This window comes from Yersinia ruckeri ATCC 29473 (assembly GCF_000754815.1).
GTDB lineage: Bacteria > Pseudomonadota > Gammaproteobacteria > Enterobacterales > Enterobacteriaceae > Yersinia > Yersinia ruckeri.
Genome location: NZ_KN150747.1, coordinates 3,038,172 through 3,054,018, shown reverse-complemented (window position 1 = coordinate 3,054,018; position 15,847 = coordinate 3,038,172). Strand labels below are relative to the sequence as shown.

Here is a 15,847-nt window from a genome sequence, read left to right as displayed (position 1 = left end):
TTACCCCCTAGCGCCGTTCAGCCGGTAAATTCGCGGCTTTATTAACATCGAACCACCAACTGTCAAATCCCAGCGAATAGGTAGGGCGCACGGCGGGCATTGAGAATTTGTCCCAGTAGGCAAAGCGAGTGTGATTGGAATACCACATCGGAATCATGAAGTTATTCCAAGTTAGTACGCGGTCTAGCGCCCGCCCCAGGGAAACCAACGCTTCAGGCTGATCCTGATGGTTGATAATTTGCTTAATCAGGCTATCAATGGCCACATCGCTAACGCCAGGGCGGTTATAGGTGGAGTTGATGTAGTCGCTACTCCAGTACAGCCGCAGGTAAGTGCTGGGATAGGTAAAGGCCGGATAGACGGCAGGTAGCATATCGAAATCGCGGTTACGCAGGCGATTCAGGAACTGGGAACTGTCGACTTCGCGAATATTCATGGTAATGCCCAATCGTTGCAGGTTATGCCTGAACGGTTGCACATATTGAAAATTACTCCCGCTGAGCAATAACAATTCAAAAGTAAAAGGTTGACCCGTTTTATTGTTGATCAAGCGCTGATTCTTGACTTCCCAACCCGCTTGTTGCAGCAGTTCGCGGGCTTTAAGCAGATTATCTCGGTCATTACCGCTCCCATTACTGGAGGGCGGCTGATAAATCTTCTCAAATACTTCAGGCGGGATTTTGCCTTTTAATGGCGCCAGCCAGGCGAGTTCGGCGCTGTCAGGATAGCCTTGGGCGGCATATTGAGTATTCTGGAAGAAACTGTTAGTACGTTGGTAGCTATTGAAGTAGAAGGCTTTATTCATCCAGTCGAAATCAAACGCCAAGGTGAGCGCCTGACGTACCCGACGATCCGCGAATAAAGGACGTTGAATATTAAACGCCAGCCAGCGTGTATTTTGTGCTGACTTATCAGCTAAGTCCTGCTTGATAATGTAATTTTTGGCGAAGTTACTTCCTACATATTGTGTTGCCCAGCTTTTGGGAGAGGTTTCTTCACGTAAATCAAAGGCACCTGCTTTAAAGGCTTCCAGCGCGACTTTGTCATCCAGATAATAGTCATAGCGGATAGTATCGAAATTATACAGGCCACGGTTAACCGGTAGGTTGGCAGCCCAATAATCACGCACTCGCTGGTAAGTCAGGTATTGGCCGATGCGATAATCACCAACGCGATAGGGACCACTGCCCAGCGGCGGCTTACTTAGCGGGTCGCTCAGTTTGTGATTTTGCCAGTAATGAGCGGGTAAAATCGGTAGGCCAATCAAACTTAATAACTGGTCTTTGCTCGGTTGCGGAAATTCAATTCTAACCGTCAGGCGGGAAATGGCTTTAACGTCGACACCTTTAAAGGTGGTGCGAAATTGTGGTACACCTTCGGTCATGAATTTTTTAAAGGTAAAGGCCACATCATTAGCGGTAATCGGTTGATTGTCATGAAAGCGGGCGCGCGGGTTGATGTTGATCTCGACCCAATGCATATCAGCGGGATAGCGTGCGGATTCTGCCACCAGTGGATAATAGCCGCCAACCTCATCATCTGAAGTGGCAAATAGACTGTCATAGAGTCGCTCAGAGCCAACAGCCGCCACGCCTCGCAGGGCGTAGACGTTAAAATTATCAAAGGTACCAATCGTTGCTAGCGTGACGTCACCGCCTTTAGGCGCCGCCGGGTTAACATAGTCAAACTGGGTGAAGTCCGAGGCGTATTTTGGATTGCCTAATAAAGAAAATGCCACACTCTCATTTAGCGTTTCTGCATGCAGGCCAAAACTAAAGATGGCTGCGATCAATGCGGTCAATATCCGTAAGAACATAATAACGGTGAATCCCTACTAATTTGGCTTACAAATACTTTAATTAAACCTATCAGGAGTGGGGGCTATAAGGCAAATTTTAACAGGAATTGTTTTTGTTACAAAATTTCAGCAAGTTATCCAGACCTAATGGCCGACTGAGTAAATAGCCTTGCAAGAAATTAACACCGTGATCAATCAGATATTGCAACTGTTGCTCCGTTTCTACACCTTCAGCGACGGTTTCGATGTTCAGTTTGTTGGCCAACATCAATACCGAATCCAAAACCGGTGCGGTCATGTTTTCAACACTCAGCGAATTTACGAATGCCCGATCGATTTTAATATAGTCCAGAGTAAAGCGTTCCAGATAGATTAGCGCACTGTGGCCGGTACCAAAATCATCCACCGCAATTTTCACCCCTTGCTCACGCAACCAGGCAAACTGGCTGATGGCTTGTTCCTGCTCCACCATGCCCCGTTCGGTAATTTCGAAAATAGGAGAAAAACCTGTGGGAAGTTGTCTCAGCAGGTTAAGTACATCATAACGAAACTTGGGGTCACTCAGATGAAGTGGCGAAATATTAAACGCGAGTTTGGTTTCCGCAGGCAGGATACCCAGTATTTTGTCCGCATCGGCAATAATCAAATCAAAAAGATGGCAGGTGAGTAATCGTATTAGTCCCCGGGCCTCGGCATAGGGAATAAATAAATCAGGTGGGATACGACCTTCAGTGGGGTGCTCCCAACGAATCAACGCCTCTATACCGGAGATTTTACGATTGTCTGCATGGAATACGGGTTGATACTCGACAAAAAATTCGCCGCGTTTCATTCCTCGCAAAATCTCGGTTTCCGGATTCTGGCGATTGGACATAATGTAATAACTCAAAATTCCGATAAAGGCGGACAATACCAAACCACCGAGTAATGTAATACGAATGTCATTGCTAGTGAAATTGACGCTATACAGCAGTAATTTAATGGGGTAACCGGGAATTTGTATTTCCCGCGCCGCGTTTTTCGGCAATTGATCGATAGGAATGACTTTGGTATTGAAGGTTGTCATCGCCTGATCGCCAATGACAATGGCCATACCGTTAACGCCATTGGTGCTGTAATTCAGCAGTAAATAAGGACGCAGATTCAATTCCAGCGTAGTTAATACGCCAGTATTGCCGCGACCAGCCTGACGTAGCCACACGGCAGCTACCGGCAGATTAGGCACCACTGGCGTACCTTGTTGGAGTTTAAAATCCAGCGTCTGGTATAAATTGATTTTCGGATAAATGGCTTTACTGTTTAAATACATTTCCCCGGTGGCCGATGAGCAATAGGCTATATCGTTTTTTACCAGCAAGAATGCTCTGACGCCATTGGTGAAGGCGGCTTTGTATTGCAATAGAGGCTCAGCCTGCTCACAGGGCTTATCCGTTAATGGAATCAACTGAGACATATCGGTTGTCAGCTCATTGAGAAATTGGGATGCATAGCTGATGATGCGCTCACTTTGAGCCGACAATCGTTGTTCGCTGCTGCGATAAAGTAGTAACAATGTAATGGTGACGAAAAAAACAAAGAATATCAGCGAAATAATAGCGCTTTTCTTCATCAGGCGGTGGGCGGACACAATATTGCGAAAGAACGCAGTGTTTGAACCCATGATCGCGCAACTCCTCAGCCTGATAAAAACTATTATTAGTATAAGTACGTTAGCTTTGAAGTGCTACTGGTTTGATATTAAGCCGTAAACTTTAATCTGGATATTAAAGTAATAAATTCCTTGTGATATTTTTGACTAATTTAATGTAGCAGGACACATTAAATAAACTTTATAATATCTTATTTTAATTGTTAAGATGACTTTTTTAGTCATGTTGTCGGAATAAAATCCTGCCGACGACATAATCAACAGCGATTAAGCCAAACCATCATCCACAACTTCCTGCGGATTATTTTACAATAATTAGGTGTGTTGAGATCGCTACAGTAGCAGCAAAAGATATTTTCGATAAAAAAGAGAGATGATTCTTAAAGTGCTGATCATGGCAAAAACAACAAAAAACGCTGCAATGTGGCAGCGTCTTTGATCTCTTCGTTTGGTATTTCCGGACTAGCAAGGAATAGTGTGTTAACTCTGCGTTCGGGCACTCAGTACACGGCGACCATCTTGATAACGTTTATTCCAGTATTTATCACTAAGATTGGAAATCGTTACACCGATACTGGTCGAAGCGTGAACAAATTTGTCATTACCCAGGTAGATACCCACATGACGGCCTGTAGAGCCAGCACGGAACAGCACAAGATCACCGGGACGCAATTTCGTCCGTTGGATTGTTTTGCCGATATCCTGTTGTTCGGAAGTTGAACGTGGTAAATCCATACCAAATTGTTCGCGGAACGTCAGTTGTACAAAAGCGGAACAATCAATACCGCGTTTGCTGCTACCGCCAAGACGATAACGAACACCTTTCCAACCTGCGTACTGCTCTAAAATCTTTGACTTGATGTCAACGTTGCGAACCATCGCTTCGAATTCATCCTGAGAGGCTTGCAGTAAAAGCCCATTCTTATCATTAACTGCACGCATCTCAGTTTGTGCGTTCTGTAAGTTCGAAGTGTTGCTCGAGCTACATGCGGATAACATGACCGCTGCAGCGACTGCGGGAATTAACCGCAGAATATATCTCATAATCGGTTGAGACTTGACCATTGTAATTGTTTTCCCTTGCTGTCCTTACGACGGATGTCGCTACCAAAAAATACCAAACGAAGTGAGACTATTGTTGCCCTGTCAATCAGACAATGACTAATCCGAATAAATGTGCAGGAACGCACAATTTTTATTGGATTAAGCTCAATATACTGGTATTCGAGCGCAAACGTTTTTGAGGTTACCGTAATGACTTATAAAATGCGAGCGCTTTCGTATAGATTTCTATAAGAAATACTGATGTAACATAATGTAAAATTTTAGATAAAAATCTTAATGTTGACTTTATCGCCATTGACTTAAATTAATGCGCGATAGTTTAGGTGATAATACCGACAAATAATGAGAGGCACGGGGGAGTCAATACTCCCCAAAATAAGGGCATCTCAGTATCAGAGTGGTGGGCGATATGCGCCAGGCAAACGCTGGTTTATCCAATCGATTAACCGGTCACTGATCGGGGTGAGTAATATCCAACTCGTACCAACCAATACTATGGAAAGTGCGCCGACAGCAATATCAGTGAACCAGTGTGCGCCGATCATTATTCGTGGCAACGAGAAGATAATGGCGATCATTAATGCAAGAGCAAATGCGCTACGAGAGAAATAACGCAGCATAAAGCAGGCAAATATGATCAGCATCATGCCGTGGTCGCCGGGAAAACTATCGCTGGAAGCATCTTTGGTAGGAATCCCCGTCAATTCGCTAACGCGGTTGATACTCTCAAACACCAGCGTAGGGCTTGGTCGTTTAACCGGTAATAGATGACCTAACTGGTTAAGAAATACCGCGCTAAGTAGCATCACAATACCTATGACGATTAAGCGACGGCGCCCAACGGGCTTTTCTTTTAAGTAGAAATAAAGGTAAAGCATGCCCATAAACAGCAGCGAAATGACGTCGAAGGCACGGTTATTGGTTATTGCCACCACATGCAAAAATGTCGGGCTGGAAAGTAGGTGCTGATTAAAATAGTGGAAAATGGCCGAGTCAATGGCAAACCACCATCCATGATTCGTTGGGATATACCAAGATAAAAGCAGAGCAATACCCAATAAATTGAGTATTAAAATGGTCGGTAAATTACGGCGAGTCATGCAGGAGCCTATATATTTAAATGTTTAATGCGGTATAGCAGATAAACGTACGTTGGGTATTATACCTACTTATGTAAACGAATTTTCAATAAATTACTTTGCAACAAATTCCAATCGCTTTCATTCGAGGTAATCACTTCAATGCGACTATCAGGCGGCGGCGTAGGGCGGGTTTCTATTTGCAAGTCATTGCCCTGACGGTTGACGACCAATGCCCCTTCAGTAATTCTCATCACCCCCTTCACGCGTTCAACAGGACTTAATCTTACCCATTCTAACAGTGGAATAGTGTCAAAAACCGCGTCGCTGTGAAATATCCAACCGCAACTGTGATAGCCTTGCCCTTGATTTAGCGCTCGCCGCCAAGGATCGTTATTCTTCAGGCTCAAAGCTGCCAAGCCTTTGGACTGAGGTTGCTGGTGAGGATGGTGATGAGCAGCATCAGGTAATTCTGAAGTATTACTGTGCTCGATATCCAACAGAGAAACATCAATATTGCCAGCTTCGGCGCTAAAAATCGGGCGCAGACATCCGTGCGTTTGCTGCCATGTCGCTAGAGCTTGGCGGTCAGACTCAGTATAAGTATCCCGCTTATTAGCGATAATAACGTCGGCAGCGGCCAACTGGTCGCGAAAGTTTTCGTTTTCCATATAGCGAGAATCATGTAATTGGCGTGCATCTAATAGACATAAAGTGGCATTAAGGTCGATCCACGGCTGATAGACATCAGAAGTTAATAGAGAAAGAATCTTTTTGGGATGGCCCAGACCGGTGGGTTCGATTAATAACCGATCCGGTTTTGCCTGTTGCAGCAACATATTTAACCCCACCTGCATTGGCAGGCCGTTAACACAACACAGGCAGCCACCTGGAATCTCTTTTAATATCGCACCGCTCTCGGCAAGCAGGGCACCATCAATGCCAATTTCACCAAATTCATTCACTAATACCGCCCACTTTTCGTGCTCTGGTTTTTGGGATAAGAGGTGGCGAATTGTCGTGGTTTTACCACTGCCAAGGAAACCGGTAATTAAATTGGTTTTTGTCACCAGATCACTCCTGAACATAAAATTGACGATTTAATTAGAAGATAAAAAAATGAAGGGTAGTGAAAGCCTGATTCTTTCGGGCGATATTACATGATTTGACATTCTCCCTACCAAAAAAATGAACTGGTCTCATAAAATCGCACAGTTTGTCTCAGATAACCAGCGAGGCCTGAGTGCGAAATTCAATTGGAACCAGACAGTTAGCTTAACTAATTTAATGGCTTATGCGGTGATTAGAGTGATAAAAAAGGCCTTATCGTTGCCATTGCTTTAGCCTGAATCATCTATTCTTTAATCAGGCATAGTGGAGTTGAGGTGACCATGAGCAATTATCGATTATTAGGTCTCGCACTCATCTGTTTTTCCGGAATGGCTTTAGCTGATAACGCCGCCAATACTGGCACCGTTAGTTTTACCGGTGCCATTGTTGATACATCTTGCCAGTTCGAGGTTGTGGTACAAACGCTGGAAACCCATTGTTACCGTAACGGAAAAATTTTTAATCAACGGCAAGTTATTACTGCCGATTCGGCAATGACATTGCAGTTACCGGCCAATATGGGTACCTCGAAAACCGAATGGCTGAATAAACAGCATAGCTTGGCTATTGTTACGATCAGTTATCGTTGATTCAGTCGGTTAGGCGTCGGCAAGCTAACAGATGTTGGTTGAAATGACCGTTTTGTCATCAGCATCACTTTCTCAAGACGGACGGTTTCTGTCGGGCCACCGGTTGTCTCCTGGCGCCGCTTGGCAGATGATGTGACAACAGGTGAAGAATATTCTGTCGGAAATATCTGATGCAGACCATCCTGACTTTGATGGTTCTTTGTTTGAATCAGTGTGGGTTATATCGGAGAACGAAGAGGAAGTGACCACTGGCCTGCAAGGGTTCAGACCAGTGGTGAAGCATACTATGAGTTTTTTTCTACCCATTGGCGGACAGTTTCTTTTGCGCCATGCTGTTGCAAGTTAAGGTAAGCCTGAGTCACAGCTTCAACAAATTCAGTCTGTTGCGGCAGTTCTTCACCAAAGATTCCTTTCAATGCCAGTAGGGCCTGTACACGCTCTGCCCCGTCTTTTGTTTCTGCAATGCAAGCTTTAAAACTGGCCAGCATCGGATCGCGAATATCAATCTCTTGCCCGGCATCGTCAATACCGCCGACATAACGCATCCAGCCGGCAATGCCCAGCGTCAGATAATCATAACGGCCACCGTTCTTCAGGTGCCAGCGCACAGAATCCAGCATGCGTTGCGGTAATTTCTGGCTTCCATCCATAGCAATTTGCCAGGTACGATGTTTCAGCGCCGGATTACGGTAACGTTCGATTAAACGATCAGCATAAGCAGCCAGATCAATACCGCTGACACTGAGTGTCGGTGCCTGTTCGTCCATCATTAACTGACGAGCCGCACGTAAATAATCATTGTCGGTCATACAGTCATTAATATGTTGATAACCCGCCAGATATCCCAGATAAGCCAGGAAAGAGTGGCTACCGTTCAGCATCCGCAGTTTCATTTCTTCGAAAGGTAATACATCAGCAACCAACTGTGCGCCTACTGCCTGCCAGTCCGGGTGACCGGCGACGAATTTATCTTCAATAACCCATTGGATAAAGGGTTCGCAGGCAATACCACATGGTTCGTTGACACCCAGTTCACCAGCGATTTCCTGCAAGGTTTCATCGGTCGCTGCCGGTACAATGCGATCCACCATGGTATTGGGGAAGGTGACGTTTTGACTGATCCATTCAGCCAGTTCAGGATCGCGAGCGCTGGCAACACCCAGCACCGCGTTACGGACGACATCACCATTTTCCGGAATGTTGTCGCAAGACAGCACGGTAAATGGCAGCAAACCACGGACGCGACGCAGGCGTAGTGCCTCAACCAATACGCCAGGCGCAGAGGTGGGAGCTTCCGGTAGTGCCAGGTCGGCTTGCACCATCGGGTGATTCAGATCCAACTGGCCGCTGCCTGGCTCAATGCAATAACCTTTTTCGGTAATGGTCAGGGAAACTATGGCCACCTGCGGTTCCGCCAGTTTTTCCAGTACCTGCATGATGCCATCCAGACGGGCATGCAGCGATTCGTGTACTGCCCCGACCACGATGGCCTGATTACCTTCAGCGCCTTTCTCTAGCACGGAGTACAGGTGATCTTGGCGACGCAGGTCTTGAATCAGACTTTCTCCACCAAACAGGCTGATTTCGCAGATGCCCCAGTCGCCACCGAGCTGATTAAGTACTCGGTCGGTCAACAGTGCTTGGTGGGCACGGTGAAAAGCACCAAAACCGAGATGAACGATACGGCTTTTCAGCTTACTGCGATCATAGGTCGGCAGATGAACAGTATTGGGAAGGGGGCTATTGGCAAGGGTCTTCATACATCGCTCCAGAATAATTTACCTTCCCAATGTCTGTAAGGCGTTGGGAACCAGTAATAAAAATCGGCAAGGGGAAAAGATGTTAGACCAGTTTTTGTTGCTGGTTTATCAGGTTCCACCCGATAGTTGGACGGAAAATTCCCCACATCTTGTCATGCTTAGCGGCTTGCAGTGTAAGGTGATATGACAGAAAATAAAATTGGTTAGTCCAAAAACAGTCAGATTCGTGAGGTGGATCAACCAATTCAGTATTGAGTTTTGACACTGAGCCACCAAAGAGTAAGGTTAAAGCTGAGTGATACCTATCAAAAATCGGTATAACAACATTTAGGCATTCGATCAGGTTATTGAATGAATAGCCACTTAATTCTATTTCGATGATGCAGGTGAGAAGGTAAAAGCAGATGGAACAAACATGGCGTTGGTATGGCCCGAATGACCCGGTTTCGCTGGATGATATCCGTCAGGCTGGTGCAACGGGTGTTGTAACCGCACTGCACCACATTCCAAACGGTGAAGTGTGGCCGGTTGAAGAGATTAAAAAGCGTCAGGCCGAGCTGGCCGCCAAAGGGCTGGTATGGTCAGTGGTTGAAAGTGTGCCGATACATGAAGAGATCAAAACCCATTCGGGTAACGTTGATCAGCACATTGCCAACTATCAGCAGACGTTACGCAATCTGGCAGATTGCGGTATTGATACCGTATGCTACAACTTTATGCCGGTGCTGGATTGGACGCGTACCGATCTGGAATACACCTTACCAGACGGTTCCAAAGCGCTGCGTTTTGACCAGATTGCTTTTGCTACTTTTGATCTACATATCCTGAAACGTCAGGGGGCGCTGAATGATTATACCCTCGAAGAACAGGCTCAAGCGGCAGATTACTTTGATGCCATGACGGCGGCGGATATTGCCAAACTGACCGCCAATATCATTGCCGGTTTACCGGGTGCAGAAGAAGGTTACACGCTGGATCAATTCCGCGCGCGCCTGGCAGAATATGATGGTATCGATAAAGCCAAGCTGCGTGAAAATATGGCCTATTTCCTGCGGGCTATCGTACCCGTAGCGGAGCAGGTAGGTTTGCGTATGGCGGTGCATCCAGACGATCCTCCGCGTCCTATTCTGGGTCTGCCACGGATTGTCTCTACTATTGAAGATATGCAGTGGCTGAAAGAAACCGTAGACAGTATTTATAACGGTTTTACCCTGTGTACCGGTTCCTACGGTGTGCGGGCGGATAACGATCTGGTCAAGATGATCAAAACCTTTGGCGACCGCATCCATTTCACTCATTTGCGTTCAACTTGCCGTGAAGGCAACCCAAAAACTTTCCACGAAGGTGGGCATTTGCAGGGTGATGTGGATATGTACGAAGTGGTGAAAGCCATCCTGACGGAAGAACAGCGTCGGCAGAAGGCTGGAGATATGCGTCCTATTCCGATGCGACCCGATCATGGTCACCAAATGTTGGATGATTTACACAAGAAAACCAATCCGGGTTACTCGGCTATTGGCCGTCTGAAAGGGCTGGCTGAAGTGCGCGGGGTGGAATTGGCGTTGAAACGGGCGTTTTTCCCTGAATGACGTTAATTCAATAGGTTGACAGTTAAGGGCCGGTTTTACCGGCTCTTAACGTTTGAATCAGCGAGAATTAATCTGCACGTCCCATATAACGACGTTCCGCGATATGGATGCGGATTTTCTCTCCCGGACTGATGTATTCAGGAACCTGAATCGACAGGCCGGTACTCATCACCGCAGGTTTGTTACGGGCACTGGCAGATGCGCCTTTAATGCTCGGAGCCGTTTCCACAATTTCCATATCTACCGTTTGTGGCAATTCCAACGCCAGCAATTGGCCTTCCATGGTCAGGACTTGCATACCCGGCATGCCGCCTTCAGGAATAAACAGTAATTCGTCTTCAATCTGTTCTTTCTTGAAGTTGTACGGCGTGTAATCTTCGTCATCCATAAAGACGTATTCGTCACCGTCAATATAAGAGAAGTTCACTGAACGGCGGCTCAGGGTGATGGTGTCGAGAATATCATCACCTTTAAAACGCTCTTCCACTTTCAGACCGGTACGCACGTCGGAAAACCGCATTTTGTACAAGGTACTCGCACCACGGGCGCTGGGACTTTGTACGTCGATATCTTTTACCAACAGCAATTTGCCGTTGTAGTTGACTGCCATACCGCGCTTAATTTCGTTAGCTCTTGCCATAAAAATAACCCGCCAATCAGGATTGAAGATAAGTTGCGACAAATTACCCGTGCTGCGGGCTACAGGCAAGCAGATAGCGTAAAAAGAGTGAGGAAAAAGCGCGAAATGTTGGCCTGGAACAAGCAATCAATCGACGGCGTAGTCTCTGCCAGAAAAGAACCCACCACCGAGACGGAAATGACTCGATGGCAGGAAGTGTAGGAACTTATTGATACACGGGCAGTATGCCTAATAATGCACTGATATGGGCAATGGCGTTAATCAGACCGAAGGCGATGATAAAGCCGATCATGGGTTTGCCACCCGGAGCCCGGTAAGTTGCCTGTGGGAAGCGGCGGCGAGTGGCGCGCGCCATCAGTGCCGGCACGATCACCGCCCAAATGGTGGCCGCCAGGCCAGCAAAACCAATAGCGTACAGGAAACCGTTCGGGAACAGCAGGGCACCGATGGTTGGCGGTACGAAGGTCACTAGCGCTGATTTTGCCCGACCGATGCCGTCATCGGCGAATTTAAAGAAGTCGGCGATATAGTCGAACAAGCCAAGAGAGACGCCGAGGAATGAGCTAGCCAGTGCCATATAGGAGAAGGCATTGAGCAACTGACCGGTAATTGGGCCAGCGGAAACGCTATCCATCTGTTTTAGCAGGCTACCAATATTGCCGCCATCGGCGATCACCACTTTGAAGGCATCCCGGGTAATATTGCCCTGAATCACATACTGCCACAGGATATAAATTGCCAGCGCAATCAGCGTGCCGTACAGCAGGCTGCGTACCACGGATTGGCTATCTTTACGATAATACTTCACTAGCCCCGGCACGTTGCCGTGGTAGCCAAATGAAGTCAGCAGATAAGGCAGCGCAGCCAGCGCATAAGGCAGATAACTGGCGTTGCTCTGGTTCTGGTTAAATAACACCTCGGCCTGCACGTGGGTATACATATCACCAACTGACATGATGAATGTGATAACCATTCCGCCAATTAATATAGTGCTTAAGCGGTCAACGGCACGGGTGGATAACCAGACGATAAAGGCGACAATTGCCGCGAAGACTAGACCGGCGCTGGTTTGGCCAACACCAACAATACCATTTAGCGTATGGGCAATAATTGAACCACCCGCCGAGATATAGGCATAAGTCAGAATATAAAGTACGAAAGTAATGGAGAGGCCGTTAATCGAACTCCACATGCGGCCGAGCAGATCTTGCACCATAGTATGGAAGCTGGCACCGGTCGGGTAGTTCAGGTTGGCTTCCAGAATCATCAGGCCGGAAATCAGCATACATGCCCAGGTATAGATCAGCAGCGCGACAGATCCGCTAAACCAAACGCCTGCGGTAACAATGGGGATTGAGAACATTCCCGCGCCGACGGCGGTACCTGCTACGATCATCGCGCCGCCAAGAATGGACGGGCGGGATGGGGACTGAGTAGAGTCCATTGACATCTATTGCTCCTGAAAGACCCAGTGAGGGTAAAGTTCTTTTGTACTAGCTCAATGGTACATTGGCGGTGAGCCAGTGTAAATAGCGGAATAAGCTGGCTCTGAATAATTAACGGCAGATTTTCTGCGGAGTGAGGGTTAAAGCTAAGTGTTAGGTTAAAAAACAGACAGAGTTATGGGTAATGACAGCATTTACTGACGCCGGATGGCAGCTTCAAATAATAGTCATGGCAGTTATGGGGGGCGCTTGCTATTGTCCACCATCAACCCTGCCAGCCCACCGGAGAATGACTGATGGACTGTCGCTCAGATTGCGGTGCTTGTTGCATTGCTCCCTCGATTTCCAGCCCCATTCCCGGAATGCCTTTGGGCAAACCCGCCAACGTTCGTTGTATTCATTTGTCCATTGATATGCGCTGCGGTATTTTTTACTCCCCGCAACGTCCGAAAGTGTGTGCCAGCCTGCAAGCCCAGCGGGAAATGTGTCATACCCATCGTCAAGAGGCATTGGTGTATCTGATTCAACTGGAAGCCGCTACCGCGCCATTCTGATGAAAACAGAGAATTTCAGGCATAAAAAAGGCGATATTAGATATCGCCTTGATTTATCAGTGATACATTGATGCGGTTAAGCGCCAGCAGGCACCGCGTGGGCGGTATTTTTCAGCACTGGCCCACTGTACCTCTCAATTTCCAACTGTGCCATTTGGCCACAGTTACCCTGCGCCAGACTGGATGAACCGATATCGAAAGTCAGGCAATTGATATTGCCGTTTTTACAGATAGAACCCTGTTCTGCGGGTTCTGCCGGATCAAACCACGCCCCTTCACTGACGCGTACCACGCCCGGACGAACATCTTCGGTGATCACTGCACCCACCAGAATCTGCCCACGGTCATTAAAGGCGCGAACCAGATCGCCATTAGTAATACCACGGGCACTGGCATCCTGCGGGTTGATTAAAATAGCTTCGCGATCGGCAACCGCGTACTTTTTCCGCAATGGCGTATTATCCAACTGGGAATGCAATCGGTTGATCGGGTGCGCCGTATTGAGTGACAACGGATACTTTTTCGCTTCCGGCCCGCGATACCATTCGTGCGGAGGCATCCAGGTCGGAATGCCCTGACAATCGGCATAACCCATTTTGGCAATGGCATCTGAATAGATCTCAATCTTGCCTGAAGGTGTACCCAGCGGGTTCAGCAGCGGATTTTCTCGATAATCGGCAAAACGGACCCATTGCTTATTGGCTTCTGGAATAGGGAAGCGAATGTAGTTATTCGACTGCCAGAACATATCAAATGGCGGCAGGGCAACCCGTGCCGTTCTGGCTTGGGATTTCATATCGTCGTACATGGATTTCAACCACTGGGTTTCGTCTTTACCGTCGGTAAAGGCATCGATCACTCCCAGTTTGGTTGCCATGGCGGCGAAAATATCGAAATCATTGCGCGATTCATGCTGCGGTGGCACGCACTGATGCATCGGGAAAACATAGAGTTGCGAGTAATCGCCGCCCATTTCCAGATCGTTGCGTTCGTAGCTGGTGGTTGCGGGTAACACGATATCGGCGTATTTGGCCGTCGCTGTCCAGTAGGGTTCGTTAACCACGATGGTTTCAGGGTGCTGCCAAGCCTTGATCAGATTGTTGGTGTCTTGATGCTGGTGGAAGGTGTTACCACCGGCCACGTATACCATTTTCACATCGGGATAAGTGACTTTGGTACCGTTGAAATCGATGGTTTTTCCCGGATTGGTCAGACATTCTGCAATGCGTGCTACCGGAATCGGTGCCGGAGAGTTCTTCGGTGCGTTACCGGCAGAAATACCGGGCAAAATGCCGCCTTTGGCTGTCGGGCTACCACCGGAAGAGTAGTGATAGCTGAAACCGAAGCCGCCACCCGGTAAACCAACTTGGCCGAGCATTGACGCCACCGTGACTAACAGCCAGTGCTGCTGCTCGCCGTGATGCTGGCGCTGAATCCCCCAGCCGCCCATAATCATGGTGCGCTGTTTGGCCATATCTCGTGCTAGCTGCCGCAGGACTTCAGCATCAACGCCACTGATATCTGCCGCCCATTCAGCATTTTTAGGCTGACCATCGTTTTCACCCAGTAAGTAGGCTTGGAATTTGTCAAAACCGACGGTGTAGGTTTTAACGAAATCGGGATCATACAATTTTTCAGTTAATAAGGTATGAGCGATGCCGATCAGCATCGCGCTATCGGTATAAGGGCGTGGGGCGATCCATTGGGCATTAGTAAATTTGGCGCTATCGTTATACACCGGATCAATACTGATCACTTTGGTGCCTTTCTTTTTCAGCGCTTCAAAACCGGTTTGGCCGACGTGATCCGGAATATTCCAGCTATTCTTCAAGGTGATCATTGGGTTACAACCCCATAAAATCACCAGCTCGCTGTTTTCCACCACGTTTGGCCAAGCGGTTTGTTGCTCATAAACCTCCATGGAACCGACAACGTGGGACATAATCACCTGAGCGGCACCGGTGGAGTAGTCACCAGCATAACCGAGGAAACCGCCGGTCAAGTTCATCAAACGTTGCAGCAGGGTACGGCTGTTGTGCAGCATACCGACGCTTTTCCAGCCGTAAGAACCGGCATACAGCGCCTGCGGGCCATGATCTTTTTGTACGCGGGTAATTTCCCCACACACCAGTTCGACGGCTTTATCCCAGCTAACGCGTACCCATTCATCACGACCACGTAATTCAGTGTGACTACCCGGCCCGCCTTCCAACCAGCTTTTGCGAACCATTGGGTATTTGATGCGGTTTTCCGCATGTACTTGATAAGGTGCCATAGTGATCAGATCGTTAGGCCACGGGTCGTCTTTGATCGGCTGAACGCCGACCATGCGGCCATTTTCTACGATGGCTTCAAATGCGCCCCAGTGTGCGCCGGTCAGAATCCCTTTCTGTGCCTGGCGCAGCGCCAGGAACTGAGGTAATGCCTGGCTGATCGCTTCCGCCAAGGCGGATTTCGGCCACAGACCGGCAACTAAAGGAAGCGCCGCTAATGCACTGGTGCCCATCAGGAAACGTCGGCGGCTCATTTGTAATGGTTTTTGTTGGTATTTGCTCATTTTCGCCTCTCG

The 15,847-nt window shown here is 47.8% G+C and carries 13 protein-coding genes; 4 read left to right on the top strand and 9 right to left on the bottom strand.

Translation table 11 applies throughout. The annotated features are described in order from the left end of the window. Positions 1-7 precede the first annotated feature (7 nt). The 5 genes from DJ39_RS13685 to DJ39_RS13665 all read right to left on the bottom strand — a co-directional run bounded on the left by DJ39_RS13685 (position 8) and on the right by DJ39_RS13665 (position 6,660). Entirely contained in the window at positions 8-1,816 is a 1,809-nt protein-coding gene (locus DJ39_RS13685) for an extracellular solute-binding protein (protein WP_004720932.1), read from the bottom strand. A gap of 79 nt (positions 1,817-1,895) precedes the next feature. Further along, a complete protein-coding gene (locus DJ39_RS13680) occupies positions 1,896-3,458 on the bottom strand; it encodes a cyclic di-GMP phosphodiesterase (RefSeq protein WP_038251473.1) in 1,563 nt (520 codons plus the stop codon). Between the two features lie 468 nt (positions 3,459-3,926). Next, positions 3,927-4,511 carry a bifunctional murein DD-endopeptidase/murein LD-carboxypeptidase gene (gene mepS / locus DJ39_RS13675; protein ID WP_038244163.1) on the bottom strand — a complete coding sequence of 195 codons (585 nt, stop codon included), beginning with the start codon at positions 4,509-4,511 and terminating at the stop codon, positions 3,927-3,929. 392 nt (positions 4,512-4,903) lie between these two features. Continuing rightward, complete coding sequence (locus tag DJ39_RS13670; protein ID WP_004720926.1) at positions 4,904-5,611, bottom strand: phosphatase PAP2 family protein; 708 nt, start codon at positions 5,609-5,611, stop codon at positions 4,904-4,906. Between the two features lie 65 nt (positions 5,612-5,676). Beyond that, positions 5,677-6,660: a CobW family GTP-binding protein gene (locus DJ39_RS13665; RefSeq protein WP_038244158.1), complete on the bottom strand. Its 984-nt coding sequence runs from the start codon at positions 6,658-6,660 to the stop codon at positions 5,677-5,679. A gap of 321 nt (positions 6,661-6,981) precedes the next feature. On the opposite strand from DJ39_RS13665, the gene DJ39_RS13660 reads away from it, so the two are divergent. Next, entirely contained in the window at positions 6,982-7,290 is a 309-nt protein-coding gene (locus tag DJ39_RS13660; protein ID WP_038244155.1) for a hypothetical protein, read from the top strand. A gap of 284 nt (positions 7,291-7,574) precedes the next feature. On the opposite strand, the gene DJ39_RS13655 is transcribed toward DJ39_RS13660, so the two are convergent. Next, the gene (locus tag DJ39_RS13655; RefSeq protein ID WP_004720922.1) at positions 7,575-9,050 is read right to left on the bottom strand and encodes a mannitol dehydrogenase family protein; all 1,476 of its coding nucleotides are present in this window, start codon (positions 9,048-9,050) and stop codon (positions 7,575-7,577) included. A 404-nt stretch (positions 9,051-9,454) separates the two neighbouring features. Here DJ39_RS13655 and uxuA point away from each other — a divergent pair, with 404 nt between their 5' ends. Continuing rightward, positions 9,455-10,639, top strand: coding sequence for a mannonate dehydratase (uxuA, locus tag DJ39_RS13650; protein ID WP_004720917.1), 1,185 nt, complete (start codon positions 9,455-9,457; stop codon positions 10,637-10,639). Positions 10,640-10,706: 67 nt separating this feature from the next. On the opposite strand, the gene yeiP is transcribed toward uxuA, so the two are convergent. Next, the gene (yeiP, locus tag DJ39_RS13645; RefSeq protein ID WP_038244146.1) at positions 10,707-11,279 is read right to left on the bottom strand and encodes an elongation factor P-like protein YeiP; all 573 of its coding nucleotides are present in this window, start codon (positions 11,277-11,279) and stop codon (positions 10,707-10,709) included. Positions 11,280-11,312: 33 nt separating this feature from the next. Here yeiP and DJ39_RS18010 point away from each other — a divergent pair, with 33 nt between their 5' ends. Beyond that, positions 11,313-11,480 (top strand): hypothetical protein, encoded by a 168-nt coding sequence (locus DJ39_RS18010; RefSeq protein WP_155115567.1) that lies wholly within the window; start codon positions 11,313-11,315, stop codon positions 11,478-11,480. A gap of 4 nt (positions 11,481-11,484) precedes the next feature. Here DJ39_RS18010 and mtr read toward each other — a convergent pair whose 3' ends face one another. Beyond that, positions 11,485-12,729 (bottom strand): tryptophan permease, encoded by a 1,245-nt coding sequence (gene mtr / locus DJ39_RS13640; protein ID WP_038244143.1) that lies wholly within the window; start codon positions 12,727-12,729, stop codon positions 11,485-11,487. 291 nt (positions 12,730-13,020) lie between these two features. Between mtr and DJ39_RS13635 the strand changes: the two genes are divergently transcribed. Continuing rightward, positions 13,021-13,278, top strand: coding sequence for a YkgJ family cysteine cluster protein (locus tag DJ39_RS13635; protein ID WP_038244141.1), 258 nt, complete (start codon positions 13,021-13,023; stop codon positions 13,276-13,278). A gap of 76 nt (positions 13,279-13,354) precedes the next feature. Here DJ39_RS13635 and torA read toward each other — a convergent pair whose 3' ends face one another. Continuing rightward, complete coding sequence (gene torA / locus DJ39_RS13630) at positions 13,355-15,835, bottom strand: trimethylamine-N-oxide reductase TorA (RefSeq protein ID WP_004720905.1); 2,481 nt, start codon at positions 15,833-15,835, stop codon at positions 13,355-13,357. Between the last annotated feature and the right edge of the window lie 12 nt (positions 15,836-15,847).